Annotated in this window: 19 protein-coding genes; 7 read left to right on the forward strand and 12 right to left on the reverse strand. The window is 72.4% G+C overall.

Annotation, left to right across the window (positions count from 1 at the left end; genetic code table 11):
• Positions 1-131: 131 nt before the first annotated feature.
• The 5 genes from DEI84_RS14705 to DEI84_RS14725 all read right to left on the reverse strand — a co-directional run bounded on the left by DEI84_RS14705 (position 132) and on the right by DEI84_RS14725 (position 6,405).
• Entirely contained in the window at positions 132-1,544 is a 1,413-nt protein-coding gene (locus tag DEI84_RS14705; protein WP_258371799.1) for an MFS transporter, read from the reverse strand.
• 58 nt (positions 1,545-1,602) lie between these two features.
• Complete coding sequence (locus DEI84_RS14710) at positions 1,603-1,866, reverse strand: hypothetical protein (protein ID WP_110823101.1); 264 nt, start codon at positions 1,864-1,866, stop codon at positions 1,603-1,605.
• Positions 1,863-2,504 carry a DUF308 domain-containing protein gene (locus DEI84_RS14715; protein ID WP_258368306.1) on the reverse strand — a complete coding sequence of 214 codons (642 nt, stop codon included), beginning with the start codon at positions 2,502-2,504 and terminating at the stop codon, positions 1,863-1,865. Before DEI84_RS14715 ends, DEI84_RS14710 begins: the two co-directional genes overlap by 4 nt.
• 121 nt (positions 2,505-2,625) lie before the next feature.
• Positions 2,626-4,671, reverse strand: a complete 2,046-nt coding sequence (locus DEI84_RS14720; RefSeq protein ID WP_110891421.1) for a DUF11 domain-containing protein — start codon at positions 4,669-4,671, stop codon at positions 2,626-2,628.
• A gap of 99 nt (positions 4,672-4,770) precedes the next feature.
• A complete protein-coding gene (locus tag DEI84_RS14725) occupies positions 4,771-6,405 on the reverse strand; it encodes a glycoside hydrolase family 13 protein (protein WP_110891422.1) in 1,635 nt (544 codons plus the stop codon).
• 126 nt (positions 6,406-6,531) lie between these two features.
• Here DEI84_RS14725 and DEI84_RS14730 point away from each other — a divergent pair, with 126 nt between their 5' ends.
• The 5 genes from DEI84_RS14730 to DEI84_RS14750 all read left to right on the forward strand — a co-directional run bounded on the left by DEI84_RS14730 (position 6,532) and on the right by DEI84_RS14750 (position 10,401).
• Positions 6,532-7,089: an NADPH-dependent FMN reductase gene (locus tag DEI84_RS14730; protein WP_110891423.1), complete on the forward strand. Its 558-nt coding sequence runs from the start codon at positions 6,532-6,534 to the stop codon at positions 7,087-7,089.
• Between the two features lie 132 nt (positions 7,090-7,221).
• Entirely contained in the window at positions 7,222-7,737 is a 516-nt protein-coding gene (locus tag DEI84_RS14735; RefSeq protein ID WP_110823093.1) for a MarR family winged helix-turn-helix transcriptional regulator, read from the forward strand.
• Positions 7,738-7,873: 136 nt separating this feature from the next.
• Positions 7,874-8,380: a Dps family protein gene (locus DEI84_RS14740; RefSeq protein ID WP_110823091.1), complete on the forward strand. Its 507-nt coding sequence runs from the start codon at positions 7,874-7,876 to the stop codon at positions 8,378-8,380.
• Positions 8,381-8,393: 13 nt separating this feature from the next.
• Entirely contained in the window at positions 8,394-9,194 is an 801-nt protein-coding gene (locus DEI84_RS14745; RefSeq protein ID WP_110891424.1) for an SDR family NAD(P)-dependent oxidoreductase, read from the forward strand.
• A 10-nt stretch (positions 9,195-9,204) separates the two neighbouring features.
• The gene (locus tag DEI84_RS14750; RefSeq protein WP_110891425.1) at positions 9,205-10,401 is read left to right on the forward strand and encodes an NAD(P)/FAD-dependent oxidoreductase; all 1,197 of its coding nucleotides are present in this window, start codon (positions 9,205-9,207) and stop codon (positions 10,399-10,401) included.
• Positions 10,402-10,480: 79 nt separating this feature from the next.
• On the opposite strand, the gene DEI84_RS14755 is transcribed toward DEI84_RS14750, so the two are convergent.
• From DEI84_RS14755 to DEI84_RS15800, 6 genes are all read right to left on the reverse strand, one after another.
• On the reverse strand, positions 10,481-11,587 hold the full coding sequence (locus tag DEI84_RS14755; RefSeq protein ID WP_181420485.1) for an alpha/beta fold hydrolase: 1,107 nt from the start codon (positions 11,585-11,587) through the stop codon (positions 10,481-10,483).
• Positions 11,588-11,708: 121 nt separating this feature from the next.
• Positions 11,709-12,584 (reverse strand): SMP-30/gluconolactonase/LRE family protein, encoded by an 876-nt coding sequence (locus DEI84_RS14760; RefSeq protein ID WP_110823082.1) that lies wholly within the window; start codon positions 12,582-12,584, stop codon positions 11,709-11,711.
• Between the two features lie 187 nt (positions 12,585-12,771).
• On the reverse strand, positions 12,772-15,015 hold the full coding sequence (treS, locus tag DEI84_RS14765) for a maltose alpha-D-glucosyltransferase (RefSeq protein ID WP_375537657.1): 2,244 nt from the start codon (positions 15,013-15,015) through the stop codon (positions 12,772-12,774).
• A gap of 182 nt (positions 15,016-15,197) precedes the next feature.
• On the reverse strand, positions 15,198-16,763 hold the full coding sequence (locus tag DEI84_RS14770) for a GAF domain-containing serine/threonine-protein kinase (RefSeq protein WP_110891427.1): 1,566 nt from the start codon (positions 16,761-16,763) through the stop codon (positions 15,198-15,200).
• A 128-nt stretch (positions 16,764-16,891) separates the two neighbouring features.
• Positions 16,892-17,749 (reverse strand): DUF1206 domain-containing protein, encoded by an 858-nt coding sequence (locus DEI84_RS14775; RefSeq protein ID WP_110891428.1) that lies wholly within the window; start codon positions 17,747-17,749, stop codon positions 16,892-16,894.
• A gap of 113 nt (positions 17,750-17,862) precedes the next feature.
• Positions 17,863-18,006, reverse strand: coding sequence for a hypothetical protein (locus DEI84_RS15800; protein WP_181420486.1), 144 nt, complete (start codon positions 18,004-18,006; stop codon positions 17,863-17,865).
• Positions 18,007-18,015: 9 nt separating this feature from the next.
• On the opposite strand from DEI84_RS15800, the gene DEI84_RS14780 reads away from it, so the two are divergent.
• Positions 18,016-19,833 (forward strand): glycoside hydrolase family 15 protein, encoded by a 1,818-nt coding sequence (locus tag DEI84_RS14780; protein WP_110891429.1) that lies wholly within the window; start codon positions 18,016-18,018, stop codon positions 19,831-19,833.
• Between the two features lie 17 nt (positions 19,834-19,850).
• On the opposite strand, the gene DEI84_RS14785 is transcribed toward DEI84_RS14780, so the two are convergent.
• A complete protein-coding gene (locus DEI84_RS14785; protein ID WP_110891430.1) occupies positions 19,851-20,912 on the reverse strand; it encodes a sodium:calcium antiporter in 1,062 nt (353 codons plus the stop codon).
• A gap of 121 nt (positions 20,913-21,033) precedes the next feature.
• Between DEI84_RS14785 and DEI84_RS14790 the strand changes: the two genes are divergently transcribed.
• Positions 21,034-21,639 carry a DUF1992 domain-containing protein gene (locus DEI84_RS14790; RefSeq protein WP_110891431.1) on the forward strand — a complete coding sequence of 202 codons (606 nt, stop codon included), beginning with the start codon at positions 21,034-21,036 and terminating at the stop codon, positions 21,637-21,639.
• Positions 21,640-21,844 lie beyond the last annotated feature (205 nt).

Genomic DNA, 21,844 nt, shown 5'->3' on the forward strand with positions numbered 1-21,844 from the left:
CCCCGCGGATGGTCGGCCCAGCCCCCGTCGGGTCAGCCGCCGCCGGGTCAGCCGCTGTGTCAGCCGCCTCCGGGGTCAGCCCCGTCACGTCAGCCGCGGTCGGGTCAGCCCGGCGGTGAACCGCCGCCGGGTCAGCCGCGGAGCAGGGGCGCGACAGCCTCGACCGACCGCCGGGCCGCCGCCGTGGTCGACAGCACGCCGACCAGGACGATGACGGCGCCGATGCCCACGACGATCCACCACATCGGATGGGTCGCGACCGCGAACGCGGGGCCGACCGTCGCGACCGCACTCGCCCCCGTGACGGTCCCGGCGAGCGCGACGCCGAGGGACACCCCGGTCTGCCGACTGGTCGACGCGACGGCCGCCGCCGACCCGGACTGCGCGCGGGGCATGCCGGAGACCGCGGTGTTCGTGATGGGCGCGTTCACCATGCCGAACCCGAAGCCGAACAGCACGAAGGCGACCACGAGGACCCACATCGGCGTCGAGACCTGCACGGTGGTCAGGACCGCACCGGCCGCACCGATCCCCAGACCCGCGAGGACGAGCGGCACCCGCGTCCCGACCGTGCCGATGAGCCGCCCGGAGACCGGCGACACGACCATCGTCGCGAGGGCCGACGGCAGCGTCCACAGCCCCGCTTCGAAGGGGGTCAGGCCGCGCACCTCCTGCAGGTACAGAGCGCTGAGGAACAGGAACGCACCGTTCGCCCCGAACGCCACGAGCGCGGTGCCCACGGCGGACGAGAACGGGACGCTCCGGAAGAAGCGGAGGTCCATGAGCGGCTCGGCGGTCCGACCTTCGACGACCACCAGGGCGACCAACGCGGCCGCGGCGAGGACGAACAGACCCAGCGTGCCCGCGGACGCCCAGCCCAGGCGGGGGCCCTCGATCAGCCCGCCGACCAGGCTCGCGAGCAGCACGATCACGATGCCCTGCCCGAGCGGGTCGAACCGCCGGGGCTTCGGCGACCGCGACTCCGGGACGAACAGGAACGTGAGGACGATGGCGGCGATGCCGATCGGCACGTTGATCCAGAAGATCGCGCGCCACCCGACGGTGTCGGTCAGCGCTCCGCCGACCAGGGGGCCCAGCCCCATCGACACCCCGACGACCGCGCCCCAGACGCCGACCGCGCGGGCACGTTCCTTCGCGTCGTCGAACGTCGCCGTGATGATGCTCATCGCGACCGGGTTCATCATCGAGCCGCCGACGGCCTGCACCATGCGGAAGACGACGAGCCACTCGACGCTCGGAGCGAGCGAGCAGAGCAACGACCCGACGGTGAAGAGCGCGAGACCGACCTGGAACGTCGTCCGACGGCCGATGCGGTCGGCGGTCGATCCCGACAGCAGGAGCAGGCTCGCGAGGACGAGCGTGTAGGCGTCGATGGTCCACTGCAGGCCGGCGATGGGGCTGTGGAGTTCGCGTCCGATCGACGGGAGGGCGACGTTCACCACGGTGGCGTCCATCGAGACGATGAACAGGCTCATGCAGCAGACCGCGAGGATGAGGGTGCGGTGCCGGTACCGGCTCGGCAGTGCGGGGTCACCCTGCTCGGGGCGGCGCCGGCCGCGGGCCGTGCGTCCCGCCGCTGCTTCAGTGGAAGCCGTCGTCGTCTCCTCGTCCGGGGGTGTTGTGTCCGCCGAGCATGTCGTTGTCGTCCTGGTCGGACGTCGACGTCAGCTGGAGCATCGCCATCACGACGACCACGACGACGAAGCCGACGCCGAAGAAGACGAGCGCGAGCGTGGGCTCCCGTGTCGACATCAGCACGACGAGGCCGACGACCACCGCGATGACCGCGGAGATGCCGAGGAGTTCGACCGGGCGCAGGCGGTCACGACGGCTGGGGGTGGTCATACGTGTGGTGCTCCGTCCGGGGTGGCCGCCGGAGCAGCCGTCCCCCACTTGTGCGAGAGGCCGGCGATCAGGTGGAAGACCGCCGCGATGGCGAGGTAGGCGCCGAGCAGGCCGACGAGGACGATCGAGGCGTCGAGGGTGCCGGTGACGCGTTCGACCCCACCGAGCTGCTGTGAGTAGTCGGGCGGGGTCACGAGGAAGGCGACCGCGAGCAGCAGCGTGAGACCGCCGACGGTCGTCCAGTCCCGGGCGAACGGTGACCGCCCGCGAGCGCGGAGCCCCTGCGACAGCTCGAGTGCGCCGGTCAGCACGGCGGAGCACACGACGACGGTGATCAGCGCGGGGAGACCGAGACCGCTGCACGCGATCGCCGCGAGGCCGGCGACGATGGACAGGGCGGCCTGCGCCGTCCCGGATCGCCGCGAGCGGTCGTCCCCGGGCAGCCGCGAGGTGCTCCCCCAGGCGAGGACGGCCCCGTCGACGAGGGCGAAGACGCCGAACAGCACGAGGCCGAAGCCGGCCGAGTGGTTCGGGGAGAACGTGATCACCATCGCGATCACGGCTGCCGGGACTGCCCGGAGGACCGGGACCGGCCAGTACCGTGCTCGCTGCGCGGCGTCGTCCACGGAGTGGGACACGGGACCTCTCTCGGGCTGTCGGTTCGTACGGTCGATCCTACCGCCGCGTCCGTGGGCACCTGCCCGACCGTCGACCCCGGCGGTCGGACGGGGCGGACCACGATCCGCCCCGTCCGTGGCACTAGCGCTCTTCCGGTGCCTCCGCTGCGTCCTCGGGACGGCGTCGACGGACGAGCCACACGGTCGCACCGGTGCCGGTCAGCACGATCCCGGCCAGGCCCACCAGGCCGAGTCCCTGCGTTCCCGTGTAGGCGAGGGCACCCGGCTGCCGCGGTGCCGTCGCTCCGGGAGCACCGCTCCCGTCACCGGTGCCCGCCCCGTGCTCGTCGACCGGTCCGTCCGGCCGTCCGGCAGGTCCCGGCGTCGGGTCCGGGTGACCGGCGTCGCCCGGTCCACCCGTGCCGCCCGGCCCGTCGGGGTCCCCCGGGCCGTCGGGACCGTCCGGCCCGTCGGGACCACCCGGGCCGTCCGGCTCGATCACCTCGATCGGCACCTCGGGCGACTCCTCGCCGCCGTCGGGGTCGGTCGGCGAGGTCGCCGTCGCGACGTTCACCACGTCGGAGCCGTCACCCGTGTAGCCGGCGTCCAGTCGGGCGCGGAACCGGAAGGCGTGTTCCTGCCCGGGGGCGACGTCCCCGCCGCCGGTGCACGTCACACGCTGGCCGTCGGCCGTGCACGCGTCGTCCGACCCGACGAACGCCAGCTGCTCCGGCAGGTCGTCGACCGCGCCCACGTCCCGAGCGGTGGAGGGGCCGCCGTTCCGTGCGGTGACCGTGTACTCGAGCTCGTCCCCGGGCTCGACGGGACGGTCCGGCGCGACGCTCTTGTCCGTCGTCATCTGGGCGATCGTCGTCACCGGTGCCGAGGCCTGCGAGACGTTGTCCGCGGGTCGCGCGTCGAACAGCCCCGGGGCGATCGCCACGGTGGCCTCGCTGTCGATCTGCCCGGTCGTGCCCGGGTCGAGTTGCCCGGACACCGTGAAGGTCGCGGCCGCTCCACGCCGCAGACCGAGGGTCGTCGCGACGTCGCCGGTGCCCGAGGCGTCGGCACAGCTGGAGGGCGCGGGGACGCTGCACGTCCAGGTCACGTCGTGGAGCTCGTCCGGTACGTCGACGGCGACCGCGCTCGGGTCGGAGTCGTTCGCCCCGACGTTCGAGGCGGTGACCGTGTAGGCGACCCGGTCGCCGGCGACGACGGGCGGCATGTCGTGCTCGATCCGGAGGTCGGCCGGCTGCGTCACCCGCAGTGCATCGATCTCGTGCACGCTCCGGAAGGACCCGGTGGCCGCCGTGAACCCGAGCCGGAGGGTCGGTGGGAGCGGAGCCTGGCCCGGCCCCTGCAGTTGGACGTGGTCGAGGACGGTGCGCATCCCGCCGTCCGCGGAGGCGAGTCGGACGGTCAGGGTCAGCCCGCCGTCCTCGGGCAGCAGCAGCACGCGGACCTTCCGTGGTGTGGCGGTACCGGTCGCGACGCCGCCCGGGACCTGCGCGTGCTGGACGAACCGGTACCCCGTCGTCCCGTTCCCGGACCCCCGGATGGTCACGGTGTCCGGCGTCCGACCGGGTCCGCTCTCGTTGAAGGGCAGCGAGAAGTTGCCGTACTGGTCGAGGGCGACCCCCGCGAACGCCCCGGGGAGTCCGGGGAGGGTGCACTCGCGCGCTCCCTGGTTCGTCGCCGACCGGCACGAGTACCCGAGCGCCGCGCCGTACGCGCCGACCCCGGGTGCGACCGCCCCGTCCGACAGGGACAGCAGCAGACCGTCGGCCCCCTGCTCGTACGGGGTGTACATGGCGTAGTCGAACTCGATGTCGAGCCCGAGGCTCGACGGGAAGGAGTCGTCCATCGCCCAGGCGCCGGCAGCGTCGACGTCGGCATCGGTCAGGCGGAGAGGCCCGTCGACGATGTGGGCGTCGCCGCTCAGGGTGCCCCCGTCAGCCGTGCTGAAGCCGGTCGACCAGGGGAACGGCAGGTCGTCCGCCGCTGCACCGCCGCCGACGCCGAGCGGCACCGTGCTGCCGACCGCGACGGCGACCGCGGTCCCGGCGAGCCACCGCCGGAGTCCGCGTCGTGCGCGGGACGGACGGGGCGAGCGCCGCCGCCGGGGCGGTCGGCTGCGGACGGCGGTGGGGGTCGGAGGCGGGCCGGAGCAGGTCGTGTCATGTGTCATGTCACGATCTTCGCGAGCCGGCTCCCCGCGCCTCCGGTCGGGGCGCCGCCCTGTGGATCGATGCCGCTCCCCTCACAGGTGTGGAGGGGAGCCCGACCGCTACGCCACCCAGACCGTCGTGCCGCCGGGTAGTCCGTCGTCGCCCAGCGGGCCCGAGGTGACCACGACGGCGCCCTGGGGCATCGGGACCGGCTCCGTCCCGAAGTTCGTGTAGGACCGCCAGCCGTCGTGCCGGGCGAAGGCGACGACCTCCGGCGAGTCGGTCTCGAGCCACTCGAGCGCCTCACCCTGCTGCAGCCGGCGACGGGCGGACAGAGCCTCACGGTAGAACGACAGCGTCGACCCGGGCACCCGGTCCTCGGCCTCGACGCTGCTCGCACCGAAGTCGGTCGGCTGCGGCAGGTGCGGAGCGGCGTCGCCGAAGCCGAACGAGGGCCCGGACTTCGTCCACGGGATCGGCACCCGGCAGCCGTCACGGCCCTTCACGGTGTGCCCGGTGCGGATCCACTTCGGGTCCTGCAGCTGATCGTGCGGGATGGCGGGCGCCTCGTGCAGCCCGAGCTCCTCGCCCTGGTAGACGTACGACGAGCCGGGCAGCGCGAGCACGAGGAGCGTCGCCGCCCGGGCGCGACGGAGGCCGGCGGCGCGGTCGAGGGGCGGCGTCTCGCCGTCGGACATGAGCCAGGCGTCCGTGTCGGCGTCGTCGGGCAGCCCGTAGCGCGTGGCGTGCCGCACGACGTCGTGGTTCGAGAGCACCCACGTGCTCGAGCCCCCGGAGGTCTCCGCGGCGTCGAGGTTCTGCTCGATGAGCGACCGGAACACGGCCGCCTCGAACGGTGCCTCGAGGAGGTCGAAGTTGAAGGCCTGACCGAGTTCGGTCGGTCGGGCGTAGAGGACACGGCGGGGGGCCGGGGACCACGCCTCGGCGATCGCGGCGCGCGGCGGGGCGTACTCGTCGAGCACCTTCCGCCACTCGGTGAAGATCGCGTGGACCTCGTCGCGGTCGTACAGCGGGTCGGAGCCGTCGAGGGGCAGGGCTTCACCGTTCGACGGCCGGTACGGCTCCGACAGGTCCTTCGCGAGCCCGTGCGCGACGTCCACGCGGAACCCGTCGACCCCGCGGTCGGACCAGAACCGGAGGGTGTCCTCGAAGTCCTGCCGCACCTCGGGGTTCGTCCAGTCCAGGTCAGGCTGCTCGGGAGCGAAGAGGTGCAGGTACCACTGGCCGTCCGGCACCCGCGTCCACGCGCTGCCGCCGAAGTTCGACACCCAGTCGCTCGGCGGCTGGTCGCCGTCAGGGCCGGAGCCGTCCCGGAACACGTACCGGGCCCGTTCGGCGGACCCGGGGTCGGCCGCGAGCGCCGCCCGGAACCACGCGTGCTGGTCCGAGGTGTGGTTCGGCACGAGGTCGACGATGACGCGCAGGTCGTGCTCGTGCGCGGTGGAGATCAGCTCGTCGATCCCGTCGAGCGTCCCGAGCTTCGGGTCGACGTCCCGGTAGTCGGCGACGTCGTAACCGCCGTCGGCGAGCGGTGACGGGTAGAAGGGCGACAGCCAGACGGCATCGACACCGAGCTCGGCGAGGTACGGCACCCGGCTCGTCACACCCGCGATGTCGCCGATGCCGTCCGCGTCCGAGTCGGCGAAGCTCCGCGGGTACACCTGGTAGACGACGGCCTGCCGCCACCAGTCCGGATCGGTGGTGCGGGGCGTGTCACTCGGCGTCTTCTTCACGACGCCGACAGTACCGACGGCCCCTCCGCACGGCTCGGGCGGGCGGACACGCCGGAGGTCACTGCGGGGAATCCCGCGCTGGACGGATCGGTTGTCGCTGCAACCACCACGACCAGAAGGAACGCCATGACCCAGATCGTCGCCCTCGTCGGCAGCCTCCGCGCCGGCTCCACCAACCGCCAGCTCACCGAGGCCGCCGTCCAGCACGCACCGGAGGGCATCGAGCTCACGGTCTTCGACGGCATCGTCGACCTGCCCTTCTACAACGAGGACCTCGACGGCGACACCCCGCCCGCCGCGGCCGTCGCCTTCCGCCAGGCGGTCGCCGACGCCGACGGCCTGCTCCTCGTGACCCCGGAGTACAACGGCACGATGCCGGCGGTCCTGAAGAACGCCCTCGACTGGGCGTCGCGTCCGTTCGGCTCCTCGCCCATCTCCGGCAAGCCGGTGGCCGTCATCGGTTCCGCGTTCGGCCAGTACGGCGGGGTCTGGGCCCACGACGAGGCCCGCAAGGCCGCGGGCATCGCCGGCGCGAAGGTCCTGGAGGACGTCAAGGTCGCGATCCCGCAGTCGGTCGTCCGCTTCGCCGAGACCCACCCCCGTGAGGACGAGGAGGTCGTCGGTCTCGTCCGCGGCGCCCTGACCGCGCTCGCCGACGCGGCCGGCGAGCCGGTCGCGGCGTAGCCCGTCCGGTCGGAACGCGACCGGGGACGGACGGGAGGCGCGGTGCGAGCGAGCACCGGGCCTCCCGTCCGTCTGCTGGGCGTCCGCCGCATCGCTAGACAGCCTCGCTACCAAACGGATTATCCTTTCGGGATGACCACGCAGGAGATCACGGAGGCGTCCGGCTACTGGTTCCCGGACGACGACGCGACCCAGCGCGGTGTCGCCGTGTTGAACGCCCTCCGTCGCTACCGCGCCGCCGAGACCGCCATGCGTCGCCGCACGCGTGACTCGATGGGTATGGGCGAGACCGACCTGCTGGCCATCCGTCACCTGCTGCAGGCGCAGCGCTCCGGGCACGCCGTCAGCCCGAAGGACCTCTCCGCGTACCTGAAGATCTCGTCGGCGTCGACGACGATCCTGGTCGACCGACTCGTCAAGAGCGGGCACGTCCGGCGCGAGCCGCACCCGACCGACCGCCGCGGCCTCATCATCGTGCCGACGGTGGAGACCGACGCCGAGGTGCGCGCCACGCTCGGCATCATGCACCGGCGCATGATGGGCATCGCCGAGGGACTCAGCGCGCAGGACGCCCGCGTCGTCGCGGTGTTCCTCGAGCAGATGCGCACCGCGGTCGACCAGGTCGACCCGCCCGTCGTCGCGCACTGACGTCCACTGGCGCCTCGACCGCGCCGTGACGCGCCCCGCCGCGCCGCGGGGGACGCCACCTCGACACCCACTGGGAACACGGGGGGAGCGAGCGGGTAGACCGGGATGGTCAACACCGCGAAGAAGGAGTCGTCACATGCACGCGTCGGACACGCTCGCCGCCAACCTCCAGAAGGTCCTCGTCGACCTGATCGACCTGCACCTGCAGGGCAAGCAGGCCCACTGGAACATCCTCGGCACCAACTTCCGCGACCTCCACCTGCAGCTCGACGAGATCGTCGAGGCCGCCCGTGAGTTCGCCGACGACATGGCGGAGCGCATGCGTGCGCTCTACGCCGTGCCGGACGGCCGTTCCGCGACCGTCGCGGCCGGTACCCACCTCGACCCGTTCCCGGACGGCGAGGTCCTCACGCACGACGCGATCGACCTGATCACGCTGCGCCTCTACCAGACCACCGCCACGATGCGTGACGTGCACGACGAGGTCGACGAGGAGGACCCGACGACCGCCGACCTGCTGCACGGCTTCATCGAGCGCCTCGAGCAGCTCGCGTGGATGGTCAGCGCCGAGAACCGCGCCCCCCGGACGCCGCTGGCGAGTGCCACGACCCCCGCGGTGGCCGAAGCCTCCGAGCACGAGTAAGCCCGGGCCGGACGTGGACCTCGGGATCCAGGGCAAGACCGCACTCGTCTTCGGTGGTGACTCCGGCATCGGCTGGAACACGGCGCGCATCCTCCTGGCGGAGGGTGCGACCGTCGTCGTGACCGACATCGACCAGAGCCGCCTCGACACGAGCGCGGACCAGCTCGAGGCGCCGCACGGCAAGCTGCACGCGTTCGCGGCGGACGTCCGTAGCGCCGACAGCCTGGCCGCGCTGCATGCGGAGGTGCGGGACGCCGTCGGCGAGATCGACATCCTCGTGCAGTCCTCGGGCGTCACGGGAGCACAGGGCATGTTCCACGAGATCGACGAGGCCGGCTGGCAGGAGACGCTGGACATCGACCTGATGGGGCCGATCCGCATCACCCGCGAGTTCATCAGCGACCTGCGGAACGGCGGCTGGGGCCGGATCGTCTACCTGGTGTCCGAGGACGCCAGGCAGCCGTACGACGACGAACTGCCCTACTGTGCCGCCAAGGCCGGGGTGCTCTCGTTCGCGAAGGGCCTCTCGCGCTCCTACGCGCAGGAGGGGCTGCTCGTGAACACGGTCTCCCCCGCGTTCATCCACACCCCGATGACCGACGCCATGATGGACAAGCGGTCGAAGCAGCTCGGCACCTCGTTCGACGAGGCGATCTCGAGCTTCCTCGACGAAGAGCGTCCGTACATGGAACTGAAGCGCCGAGGTGAGCCGGAGGAGGTCGCCAACGTCGTGGCGTTCCTGTGCTCGGAGCTCGCCAGCTTCGTCAACGGGGCGGACTACCGCGTCGACTCCGGCTCGGTCGCGACCATCTGACGGAGGACCCGTGACGCACCACCGGCATCTCATCATCGGCGGCGGGATGGTCGCCGACTCCGCTGCCCGCGGCGTCCGCGAGCTCGACCCCGACGGCACGATCGGCATCATCAGCGAGGACGTCGACCGCCCGTACGCCCGTCCGGCCCTGTCCAAGAAGCTCTGGACGGATCCGGACTTCAGCTGGGACGACGGGGTCGACCTGCACACCGAGGAGACCGGCGCCGAGTTCGTGCTCGGCACCAGGGTCGAGTCGATCGACCGCGCGGCGAAGACCGTGACGACCGCCGACGGGCAGACGATCGGCTACGACCGGCTGCTCCTGGCCACCGGCGGTGGTCCGCGGGACCTGCCCGGTCTCCGGCCGTCCGACCGGGTGCTCAGCTACCGCAGCGCCGCCGACTACCGGACACTCCGACGGCACGCCGACGCGGGTGCCTCCGTGGTGGTCGTCGGCGGCAGCTACATCGGGACCGAGATCGCCGCGGGCCTGGTGCAGAACGGTGCCCGTGTCACGCTCGTCACCCCCGACGACGTGCTCGGCGGCCACATGTTCCCGGCGGCTCTGGCGGCCGTCTTCCAGCAGCGCTTCGTCGATGCCGGGGTGGAGGTCCGCACGGGCAGTCGGGTCGCGTCGGGCGAGGAGACGGCCGACGGCGTCGTCCTGACCCTCGACGACGGCTCGACGGTGACCGCCGACGTCGCCGTCGCCGGCTTGGGCATCGATCCTGCCACGCAGCTCGCCGAGGACGCCGGCCTCGCCGTCGAGGACGGCGTGCGCGTGTCCGCGACGCTCAGCACGGACGACCCCGCGGTGTACGCCGCCGGCGACGTCGCGTCCTACCCGGACCGGCTGCTCGGCACCCGCCGCGTCGAACACGTCGACAACGCGCAGCAGCAGGGTCGGCAGGCCGGTCGCAACCTGGCCGGAGCGGACGAGCCGTACGAGCACACCCCGATGTTCTACTCCAGCGTCTTCGACGTCCGGTACGAGGCCGTCGGCGTCGTGTCCTCCTCGCTCCGCACCGTCGAGGACTGGGCCGAACCACACGAGCGGGGCGTCGTCTACCACCTGGACGCCGACGACCTGGTCGCCGGTGTGCTGCTCTGGAACGTGCCCGGCAAGACCGACGACGCCCGCAAGGTGCTGGCCGAGGCGCATGCGCTGACACCGGACATGCTGCCCGGCACCATCACCGCCGACTGACCCGCGCGGCGCCACGGCCGGCCGGGAGGCCCGGAGCCGGTCCTGCGGGACGGGTTCCGGGCCTCCTGGGCGGACGGGGTCAGAACGGGCGGCGGTCGCCGCCGCGCTCCGGGGCGACCGTCTCGACGACCGTCGCCCGTTCCTCCGGGTCGACCGGGACGCCGTCGCGGTCGGCCATCGCGACCGCGTGCGCGGACTTGGCTGCCTCCAGCCGCTCGTCGTCGCCCTTCGCCATCCCGACGAGTTCCATGAAGCGCGACTTCAGGACGAGCCAGCGGTCGGTCAGGCCGAGGCGGTCGAGGTCCGACGCGGTGGAGTCGTCGCGGACGCGCTGCAGCGAGGAGACCCCGCGGTCCGGGAGCCGACCGTCGACGTGCGCGACGGCGAGGCGTGCAACGGCGTCCGCCTGGGCGTGCATCACCGAGTGCGCGCCCCCGACCACCTCGCGGAGGACCGCGTACGGCAGGGCACGCGCGAGCCGCCGCACCCAGGAGCGCGGCACGAGTGCGTCGTGTTCGCCGCGGACGACCAGGGTCCGCGCCCCGACGTCGGCGGCACGCTCCTCGATCGGGTAGGCGATCATCTCGGGCAGGACCTTGCGGAACCAGTGCCACCCGCAGAGCGCGTACGCGGTGACCGCGTGCCACCGCACGGCGGACGGTTCGTGCACGGAGGACCGGAGGAACCGCAGCGCGGCTCGCCGCACCGACCGCGACGCCGGGTCGAGGACCGGGCTGATGAGCACCACGTCGGAGACGTCCGGGCGCCGGGCGGCGACCTCGGTGACGACCTGCGTGCCCATCGAGTGCCCGACCAGCACCGGGTCGTGCAGGCGGAGCTCGTCGATGACCGCCTCGACCGCGTCGGCGTAGCGCTCGATCGACACGGCACCGCGGAAGCGCGGGACCCCGGCGAACCCGGGCAGGTCCAGCGCGTGCACCGGGCCGTACTCGTTGAGGTGCGGCGCGAGCCGTTCGTAGTACGTCGACGCGATGCCGAGGCCGGCCACCAGGACGAAGGCACGTTCCCCGGGTTCGCCGATCGAGCTGACGCGGACGTACGTGCCGTCGACGGCGATGCGGTCGACGCGCACCTCGACGTCGGCGTCCTCGGCGTGGGCGAGCTCCCCGGCCGGGTCCGGTGCCCCCGGTGGCACGGGGGTCCCCTGGTGCTGCTCGTCGTTCACTGACGCTCCTCGCGGTCGCTGGCGGTCGCTGGCGGTCGCCCAGGCTACCGCGAGCACCCCGCCGGGCGGCCCGACGCGCTGGCGCGCACCGGTCGCCGGGCGGTGCCCGGCGACCGGCCGCTCAGCCAGCGAAGGGGAACGCCGGGCGGCCGTGCACCCGTGTCGGCACCGCGAAGACGGACCCGGAGTGCGGCGCCTCTGCGAGCTGCTCGTCGGTCAGGTTCTCGCGTGCCGTGCCCACCAGCAGCAGGGACATGTCCGTCCCGCCGAAGGCGACCGAGGTCACGTTCGGTGCCGGGATCTCGACCGTCTCCAGGTGCGTGCCGTCGGGGCCGTACCGCTCCACGCGGGACTCGCCGTAGATCGCGCCCCAGAAGCAGCCCTCGTCGTCACGGACCAGACCGTCGTGCGCCGCGCCGGCGATGAACGGCTCGAGGTCGCCGAGCTCTCCGTCCGGGCCGTACGCACCGCGGTAGACCGTGTCGGTGTCGGTGTCGGTGACGTACATCTCGGAGCCGTCGTCGTTCCACTCCATGCCGTTCGTGGTGCCGAAGCCGTCGCGGAGGACCCGGACCGTGCCGTCCGGCGAGAACGCGTACAGCACCCCTGCCGGCGGCCCGTCCGTCGGGTCCATGCTCCCGACCAGGAAGCGTCCGAACGGGTCGCACTTGCCCTCGTTGAAGCGCATCTCGTCGTTCGCGTGCTGCACGCCGGCGAGTTCGCGCTCGACGTGACCGTCCTGGTCCGTCAGCACCACGGTGTCGTCCTTCGCGGCGACGAACCCACCTGCGGCGCGGGGCTGGAACGACGGCAGCGGCGGGTCGAGCGTCACCGTGTGCAGCACGCGGCCCTCGGCGTCCGCGGTCGTCAGCGTGCCCTGCGGGATGTCCACCCAGCGGGCCACCTGCTGCCCGGGGTCCCACACGATGCTCTCGGCGAGGGTCGCCTGCACGTCGGAGAACACGCGGGCCGGGCCGGTGGTGGCGCTCGTCGTCATGCCGTCCGGTCTACCGGTCGCGCGGTGCCCGGCCGCTCAGACCGCAGTGCGTCCGTCCCGATCGCGCGGGACCGGGACGGACGGCGGTGCGGTCACCGCTCGGTGCAGGTCACTGCTCGGTGTGGGTCACTGCTCGGTGTGGGTCACTGCTCGGTGTGGGTCACTGCTCGGTGCGGATCGGTGCAGGTCACTGCTCGGGCGCGGTCCGGCGCAGGACGAGGAAGCGCGACCCGTAGGCGTCGATGCGCAGCGGGAAGCTGCACAGGTCGTCGACGGTGCCGAGCTCGCTGTGGTCCGTCGCGTCGACGACCGTCGCGCCGTGCGGGAGCGACTCCGACCGGATGGTGCCGTCGAGCGCCGTGTCGGTCATGTTGAGCACGGTGATCTGCACGATCGGCTCGCCCTGCTCGTCCGTCGACTCGAGTTCGTGGACCATGACGAGCATCCCGCGGTGCGCCACCTCGGGCACGTCCACCTGGCGGGCCGAGGCGATGCCGTACTCGGTCCGGACCCGCAGGAGTTCCCCGAGCCGGGACGCGAACGAGTCCGGCCGCTCGAGCTGCTCCGGAAGCGGACCGTACAGGGACCGGGCCAGCGGCATGCCGGACGCGGACCGCTCGGTGTCCGGGGCGACGCCGAGCAGGTCGTGCGCGCCGCGCTCGATCCACCGCGTGTCCCCCTCGGCGATCAGGTCGGTGACGAGTTCCTTCGGGAGGGTCAGCGACCCGAGCAGGTCCCACCCGGACATCGCGAAGACGCCCGGCTGCCAGGCGTTGAACGCCGCCAGCAGCAGGTGGGCGTCGCGGATCTGCGGGACGTGCTCGTCGGCGATCGCGCCGAGCGTCGTGTGCCCCTGGGTCGCCGCGATGAGCGACGCCGTGGTGCAGGCGATGCCGTTCGTGGTGAACACGAGGTTGTAGTCGGCGGCGTCGCCCGTGAGCGCGTCCGTCAGGTCGGCCCGGATCCGCTCGGCGAGCGCGCCGCCGGTCGTGTCCTCGCCGTGGAACGTGTACACGTCGTCCTTGTGCAGCGTCGCCCAGTGCACGAGCTCGTACGTGAGCTCGTCGTGGTTCTGCATGCCGTGCACCAGACTGACCGGTTCCACGCCGAGTTCGAGCGAGGTGCGGAGCGTCAGGCGGAGGAACTCGGTGTCCCCGGTCGCGAGGGCGTGGTGGTACGCCGGACGGTTGATGAAGTCGTACGACAGGTCGGCGCCGACGGCCCCGGTGTCGCGGATGTCCTCGACCGTCAGGTTGAGCTCCTGGAACGTGAAGCCACCGACCTTGCGCACCATGCCCGCGATGACGTGGTTCGCCGCGTGCGACAGCGGGTGGCCCTCCGACCAGCCGGGGGCACCCTCCGCGCTCTTCTCGACGCCGAGGAACCCGTTCGCGTCGAGACGGAGCGCGCTCGTGCCCAGGTCGCCCAGGGAGTGCAGGGCGTCGCCGATGACCAGACGCATGCCCGCGAAGGTGGGGTCGAGCCAGTTGACCGACGGCTGCCCCTCCTTGAAGTAGTGCAGGTACACCCAGCGGCGGGTGACGCCGTCGACGCCGACGACCGGCGCGGTGACGCTCCAGTTCGTCTCCTTGACGCCGGGCTGGTGGAAGATCACGCGCTGCAGCTCGCCGATGATGTAGCCGCGCTCGGCGAGGGCGGACTCGGTGGCGGAGTCGAGGTTCACCGAGTCGCGGTGCTCCGGCACGGTCGGGAGCAGGTGCCACTCCTCCGGCGGGATCTCGACCATGTGGTAGATCCCCGGGTAGTCCTTGAACGCCATCTCGGCCAGACGGAAGTCCGCGCCCTTGCCGGTGTGTCCCGGGACGATGTCGTCGATGATGCTGCCGCCGTGCTCCTCGGCGACGTCGGTCATCCGCTGGAACGTCTCCTCGTCCCCGAAGGTGGGGTCGATCTGCGTCCCGATCCGGTCGAAGTGGCCGTCGACGCTCGGGGTCTCCTGCCACCCGCGGATGCCACCGGCGCGCTTCACCGGTCCGGTGTGCACGCCGTTGATGCCGATGCGCTCGAACGCGGTCCAGAGCTCGGGGTCGGCGAGCGCCGTCAGGAACGACTCCCCCGGACGCGTGATGAGCGAGATCGGGTACGCGGTGAACCAGACGTCCGACGTCGACACGGCGCGCCGGGCGTCCGGCCGGGCGTACGGGTTGCGCCACATGCTCGGCGACCCCGACAGCTGGCGGCTCAGGACGTCCGCGTCCTTGAGCATCGACTGGCGCACCAGCCACTCGATGTAGGCCGGGTTCTCGCCGTTGGCCGCACGCGGGTCCGAGAACCGGCGCTGCAGGCTGCCGCCGCGCAGGTTCGCGCGCGGCCGCAGTCGGCGGGGTCGGGCCGGGTACAGCTGCTCGTCGTAGGTGATCTCGGGGGCCGCCGGGGTCGTGTCCTCGTCGGTCACATCCTCGTCGGTCACGTCCTCGTCGGTCGTGCCCTCGGCTGCCGTGCCCTGGTCGTCCGGAGTCCGGTCGACCGGGAACCGCGTACCGGTGATGTGCTCGTCGGCGACCTGCTCGTCGATCCGGGGTGCCTCGTCGTCCATGTCCACGTCTCCCACGCTAGTCATGCCTACCCGACGACGGTCGCCGGTTCGGCGGGTCAGCCGGCGCGGCCCGGCTCCGGGGCCGCACGGACGTCCCCGCTGTGTCGGCCCGCGGTGTGCCCGCCACCCGTGAGGGCACCGCCCGTGTGCGGTCCGCCGGTGTGCGTCCCGCCGGTGCGCACGATCGGGACGGCGTCGCTGGTGCCGGTCCGCAGGGACTCCTGCCGGAGCTCCAGTTGCGTCACCGCGAGCGCAGCGAGGTCCCGCAGGTTCGCCATGTCGGCCTCGTCGGCGGTGCGGGGACGCGAGTCGAGCACCGCGAGCGTGCCGACCGTCGCGCCGTCGTGTCGGACGAGCGGCACGCTGACGTAGAACCGGATGCCGAGCGGGCCGGTGACGAGCGGGCTGTTCCGCATCTCCGGGTGGGTCGACCCGTCGGGGATCACCACGGGCACCGGCACCGGGGCGAACCCGTTGCGGAACGTGATGCTCCGCGCGGACTTGTCGACGCCGTCGGCCACGTACGACTGCGACCACTCCCGGTCCTCGTCGAGCACCTCGATGAGTGCGATGGGCGCGTCGAAGAGCCGCGCCGCCATCGCGGTCGTGCGCTGCAGGGCCTCCTCGGGCAGGACGTCGAGCGTCGTCGGACGCCCGTCGCCCTCGCCGGAGACCGAGCCGGACGCGGACACCGAGCCGGACGCGGGTGCCGCACCCGCCTCGGGACGACCGGGAGCGGAGTCCGCCGCGGCCACGTCCGCCGGTTCGTCGCTCGCGGTGTCGGTGAGCACGACGTGGCGGAGCAACGCGACGAGCTCGCCACCGACCGGTCGGGCCGCCGGGTCCTGCGCCGTCATCGCAGCGAGCGCCTGCTTCCAGTGCTCGGGCAGCGGCTCCGGCACGATCGGGTCACGCGAGAGCCGTGCGAGCGCGGACTCGACGAGCGAGCCGGGGAACTCCCGCCGTCGGGTGAAGCACTGCAGCAGCACCAGTCCGAGCGAGTAGACGTCGCTGGCCGGACCGACGTCCGCGCCCCGGGCCTGCTCCGGACTCAGGTAGGCCGCCGTGCCCGTCGTGACGCCGTCCGCGGTGAGCCGCTCGACGCCGGCCGCGAGCGCGATCCCGAAGTCGGTGAGCCGTGCCCGTGCCCGGTCGGACCCGTTGCCGTAGTCGACGAGCAGGATGTTCGACGGCTTGATGTCACGGTGCACGACGCCCTGCGCGTGGATGTAGTCGAGCGCCTCGGCCATGTCGTAGCCGATCTCGGCGATGTGCCGCGAGGCGAGCGGCCCGAGGGACAGCCGCTCCTCGAGGTCCTGGCCGTGCACGAGCGCCATCACGATGAACCGCTGCAGCGACCCGTTCTGGTCCTCCACGACGCCTGCGTCGAGGAGGCTGACGAGGTTGTGGTGGTCGAGAGACGCCAGGACGCCCTGCTCGGCCTCCTGCCGCGCGATGTCGACGATGCCCGGGTGGAAGAGCTTCACGGCGACCGGTCGGTCCAGGCTCTCGTCCCACGCGCGGTGCACGACCGACATGCCACCCCGACCGATCACCTGCTCCAGGCGGTACCGGCCTGCCAGGAGCGGGGCGGCCTCCTGGTGTCCCTCCGTCGGAACCATGCTTCCTCGTCTTCGATGTGGGCGAGCCGCGACCGGTGGTCACGGGCACAGGCGACGCGCGACGTGCCACCGCGATGCATCATCGCATCGCCGGGGCCGCGGTGTCCGCGACCATCCCGTGCGCGCGGTCAGATCCGCGCGTAGCGGGCACGGAAGAAGCTGTAGACGCCGAACGCGGCGAACCCGAGCCCGACCACGACGAGGACGACGGACCCGCCCGGCATCGACCGCAGCGCGTCGAACGCCCCGTCGAGCCCGCTCGCCTGCTCCGGGTCGCTGCGGAACGCGGCCACCGCGACGAGCACGCCGACGATGACGACCGCGACCCCCTTGGCGACGTACCCGAGGGTCGCGAGCACGGCCACCGGTCGACGGACGGATTGCGGCTGGGGCCGGAGGTGCTTCTTCCAGGACCCCCGCACCCCGATCACGACGAGTCCCACCCCGATGGCGATCGCGACCGCGGCGACGACGAGCAGGAGCACGACACCGCCCGGCGTCGCGAGCGCGGTCGCGGCGGCGCTCGTCGTCGACCCGGAGGAGCTCTTCCCGGCGCCGACCGCGTAGCTGGCGGACGAGTAGGTGATGACGCCGTAGACCACGGCCTTGCCGACGTTCTTCCCCCGGTTCACCCAGGCCCGCGCGTCGTCCGTGCGACCGCCGACCACGGCCTCGACCAGGAGTCGGATGGTCAGCGCCGCGGTGCCGACGGCGACGAGCCAGAGGAGCACGACACCACCCGGGACCGAGGCCAGCTGCGCCAGGGCACCGGACTGGTCGGTGTCGCCGGACTCCGATCCCTGCGCACCGCTGCCGGCCGAGGCGTTCCCGACACCGAGCAGCACCGCGAGGTACCCGATGAGCAGGTGCACGACACCGCTGCCGACGAACCCGGCACGGGCCGTCGTCTCGAACCACCTGCTGTCGGCGGCGCGGCGCGCCTGTCGTCCGGTCTCACGGGCGGCGTCCTGGGCTGCGTCGGTCACCCCACGAGTCTGCCCGCCCGGACGGGGGCTGTCCGGACCGACGGGCGTCGCGCCGATCCGGACGGGAGGCCCGTGGCGGGCCCGCCACGGGCCTCCCCTCCGTCGCCGCCCGGTCAGTCCCCCTCGACGTCGACGATCTGCCGCCGCGTGTGCCGGACCGTGACGAGGTCGGCGGCGTCCGCCATCACCTGGAGCCCCCACCACCGGCCGCCCGGGGTACGTGGGGTGCGCGGGGCACGCTGAGCCGCGGCGGGCACGATGGGACCATGCCGGAACGGACACGAGACACACCCGATGCCAGCGACAACGAGGAGCGCACGGACGGCTACGTGCCGCTGCGGTCCTACGGCGCCATCGGTGACGGCCGGACCGTGGCCCTCATCGCCCGCGACGGCCGGATCGACTGGCTCCCGATCCCGTCGATGGACTCGCCGCCGGTGTTCGCGAGCATCGTCGACGCCGAACACGGCGGGCACATCGCCCTCCGTCCGGTGGACGACGACGCCGAAGCCTCCCGTCAGTACCTGCCCGGGACGAACGTCCTCGTCACGACCTGGACGACCTCCGAGGGGAAGGCGACCGTGACCGACGCGATGGTGACCGGTGTCGCCGGTCGTCTGCCCTGGGCCGAGATCGGCCGGTGCGTGGAGGGCGTCGAGGGGTCGGTCGAGATGGAGTGGGCGGTCGTACCCGGGACACTGCTCGACACGGCCGAGCCGGAGCGTCTGGACACCGGCAACGGAACCGTGATCGGCATCGACGGCGTCACGATCGCGATCGTCGAGCAGGGCTTCGAACCGGTGCACGACGACGGGCCGCGCTTCTCCGGTCGCTTCCACACGAGCGAGGGATCGAAGTCGATCCTGACGGTCGTCGGCACGCACGACGAACCGATCTTCCTGCCGGACCCGGAGCGCAGCCTCGAGGGCGTGGACCGCACGATCGCGAACTGGTCGGCGTGGTCGGAGGAGTTCGACTACGACGGCCCGTGGGCTGAAGCGGTCCAGCGGAGCGCTCTCACGCTGAAGCTGCTCATCTTCGCGCCGACGGGCGCGATCGCGGCCGCACCGACCACGAGCCTCCCCGAGGACCGCACCGGCGGGAAGAACTGGGACTACCGCTTCGCCTGGGTCCGCGACCTGGCGTACACGGTGCACGCGCTCACCCGGTTCGGGCTGCGCGAGGAGACACACGCCGCCGTGTCGTGGGTGATGCGCACCATCGCCGAGCACGACGAGACCATGCCGATCTTCTACGGCCTGGACGGCTCGAAGACCGACGAGGTCGAGGAGCGCACCGTCCCGGGGTGGAACGGCATCGGGCCGGTCACGGTGGGCAACCGCGCGGGCGACCAGCTGCAGCTCGGCGTGTGGGGCGACGTCTTCGCGATCATGCAGCAGTACGTGCGCGCCGGCAACGTCCTCGACCGGAAGACCGCATCGGTGCTGCAGGACCTGGCCGACGACGCGTGTCATCGCTGGGTCGAACCGGACTCGGGCATGTGGGAGCTCGAGGACGCGCAGCACTACGTGACGAGCAAGATCGGCTGCTGGCAGGCCCTCGACGCGGCCGTCGAGCTGCACGACGCCGGGATGATCGACGGCCCGCGTGGGAAGTGGATCGAGAACCGCGAGCTCATCGAGCAGTGGGTGTCCGAGAAGGGGTGGGACGAGGAGCGCGGTCACTACGTGATGTACCCGGGCAGCGACGCCCTCGACACCTCGATCCTCCTGCACGCCATGAGCGGGTTCGACCGGGGGCCTCGCATGGAGTCGACGATCCGGGCGATCGAGGAGCAGCTGCAGCGCGGTCCGCTCGTCTACCGCTACTCGGGGATCGAGGACGAGGAGTCACCCTTCGTCGCGTGCTCGTTCTGGCTCGCGGCCGCGATGGCCTGCGTCGGCCGCACCGACGACGCGCGGGCGCTGATGGACGAGATGGTCGACCAGGCGAACGACGTCGGACTGTTCAGCGAGATGCTCAGCGAGGACGGGGCGTTCATGGGCAACATCCCGCAGGGACTGTCCCACCTGGCGCTCATCCAGGCGGCGCTGACGATCGAGGAGGTCGCGGCCGACCACTGACCGCGACCGGGCGGCGCTCACCCGAGCGTGATCGCGACGAGCCCGCCGATGCCGAGCAGGTAGAGCACGACGACGAGGAACGAGTCGACGCCCATCCCGATGACCCGACGCTGCGGCCGGAACACGAGCCCGACGGCGTAGACGAGCGTCAGCAGTGCCGCGAGCGCCGTCAGGTACACGTCGCTCGCGTTCGCCTGCGGCAGCACCGCCTTGCCGGAGAGCACGGTGGCCACCAGGAAGAGCACGGGCAGGAACGCGTTCCCGCCGAAGATGTCCGAGACCGCCAGGTTGTCGTCGCCCTGTCTGACCGCCTGGATGCCCGTGGAGATCTCCGGCAGGCTCGTCGCCAGGGCGAGGACGGTGGCGCCGAACAGCACGCCGGAGAGCCCGATCTGGCTGGACGCCGCGTCACCGGCCCGCTCGAGCACGACACCGGCGACGAGGGTCGCGAGCGCCGAGACGGTGAAGACGACGGCGGCCTTCCGGGTGCTCATCGGCGGGGTGTCCGGCTTGCGGGTCCGGTGTCCGGACGCGTGCGGGCTGGCGTCCGGGGCGTGACCGCTCTCGTGCCACGGGAGTCCCCTGCCGGCGCGCTGCACGAGGAACAGCCCGGCGATCCAGATGAGGGCGATGAGCACGACGTCCGGAGTGAGCCGCGCGACGACCAGGTCCGGCGGCAGCTGACTCCCGGCGATGACGACGGCGAGGACCGCCACGACGACGATCGCTTCGAGCACCAGGGTCAGCGAGGCCGCCCGGTACGTGATCGGCTTGACGCCCTTCCCGCGCTTGCCGAAGGCGTCGAGCACGGCGATGACGACCGTCTGGATCGCGATGCCGCCGAGGATGTTGCCGGCGGCCACCTCGATCGACCCGGAGAGCCCGGCGCTGACGGTGATGGCGATCTCGGGCAGGTTCGTCGCGACGGCCAGGACGATGAGTCCGCCGAGCGCGCTGCCGAGGTGCAGCCGGGCGTCGAGCACGTCGGTGGTCTTCGACAGTTGGATGCCGGCGACCCAGATGACGGCCGCACCAGCGACGAAGACCAGACAGAGCAACCAGAGGGGCAGGGATTCCACCTCTGCGACCCTGGACCGCCGCGTCCGTCTTGTCCGAGTCCTGCGTCCATCGGCTCCTCGTCCTGTCCGTGGACGGCGGCTGAGGGTGACAGTCGGTGGTGGGGCGCATCATGGTCCGACGATGAACGACGTCGATGCCCGGATGGACCGCCTGCGGAAGGCCGCGCGGTACCGCTACCAGCAGCTCGTGGACGCCGAGGTCGAGCGGGGCTCGCTCGACCCGGACGAGGTCCGCGCCGAGCGCGAGGAACGTCGACTGCTCAAGGCCGCCGACGTCGCTGCGCACGCGCGTGCCCAGATCGCCGAGGCCGAACGGCGCGGGGTCTTCGAGGGGAACCCGTACCACGGCAAGCCGCTCCCCGGACTCGGTGAGCAACACGACCCGAACTGGTGGATCAAGGCGAAGATCGAGCGCGAGGACATCCGCGGGATCGCCCCGCCCGCCCTGGCCCTGCGCACCGAGGACGCCGAACTCGACGACCACCTCGACGCGCTGTCGGCCGAGTCCGACGTGCGGGACGTCCTGGTCGACTTCAACGCCCGGGTGAAGGAGGCCCGCCGTCAGCTGCTCGGCGGCCCACCCGTGGTCACCCCGATGCGGGACGTCGAGGCAGAGGTCGTCGCGTGGAAGGACCGCCGGGAGGCCCGGTTCGCGGCCGACGCGGTCGCTGCGGCCGAGCGGGCGTCCGGTTCCCGGCCCACCCGCTGGTGGCGCCGGCGCGGCTGACCCCGGGCGTCTGGTTCCGGGGACGCGAGAACGCCGTCCCGCGTGTGCGGGACGGCGTTCTGGTGGTGGTGCGTCAGATCGGGTGTTACTTGATCTGGGCGGTGATGGTGGCGGTGCCGACGAGCAGTCCGCGCTTGACGGCGTCGGTCTTGAAGGTCTGGTTCAGCAGGTCCGCGGCGTCCTGGGAGATGTGGACGGTGGTGCC

The sequence above is a fragment of the Curtobacterium sp. MCBD17_023 genome (genome assembly GCF_003224415.1).
Classification (GTDB): Bacteria; Actinomycetota; Actinomycetes; order Actinomycetales; family Microbacteriaceae; genus Curtobacterium.

Excerpts from the sequence above, each read along its gene's own strand:
- DEI84_RS14710 (WP_110823101.1), bottom strand. The coding sequence starts at position 1,866 with ATGACCACCCCCAGCCGTCGTGACCGCCTGCGCCCGGTCGAACTCCTC.
- DEI84_RS14720 (WP_110891421.1), bottom strand. The coding sequence starts at position 4,671 with ATGACACATGACACGACCTGCTCCGGCCCGCCTCCGACCCCCACCGCC.
- DEI84_RS14730 (WP_110891423.1), top strand. The coding sequence starts at position 6,532 with ATGACCCAGATCGTCGCCCTCGTCGGCAGCCTCCGCGCCGGCTCCACC.
- DEI84_RS14735 (WP_110823093.1), top strand. The coding sequence starts at position 7,222 with ATGACCACGCAGGAGATCACGGAGGCGTCCGGCTACTGGTTCCCGGAC.
- DEI84_RS14740 (WP_110823091.1), top strand. The coding sequence starts at position 7,874 with ATGCACGCGTCGGACACGCTCGCCGCCAACCTCCAGAAGGTCCTCGTC.
- DEI84_RS14760 (WP_110823082.1), bottom strand. The coding sequence starts at position 12,584 with ATGACGACGAGCGCCACCACCGGCCCGGCCCGCGTGTTCTCCGACGTG.
- DEI84_RS14770 (WP_110891427.1), bottom strand. The coding sequence starts at position 16,763 with ATGGTTCCGACGGAGGGACACCAGGAGGCCGCCCCGCTCCTGGCAGGC.
- DEI84_RS14780 (WP_110891429.1), top strand. The coding sequence starts at position 18,016 with ATGCCGGAACGGACACGAGACACACCCGATGCCAGCGACAACGAGGAG.
- DEI84_RS14790 (WP_110891431.1), top strand. The coding sequence starts at position 21,034 with ATGAACGACGTCGATGCCCGGATGGACCGCCTGCGGAAGGCCGCGCGG.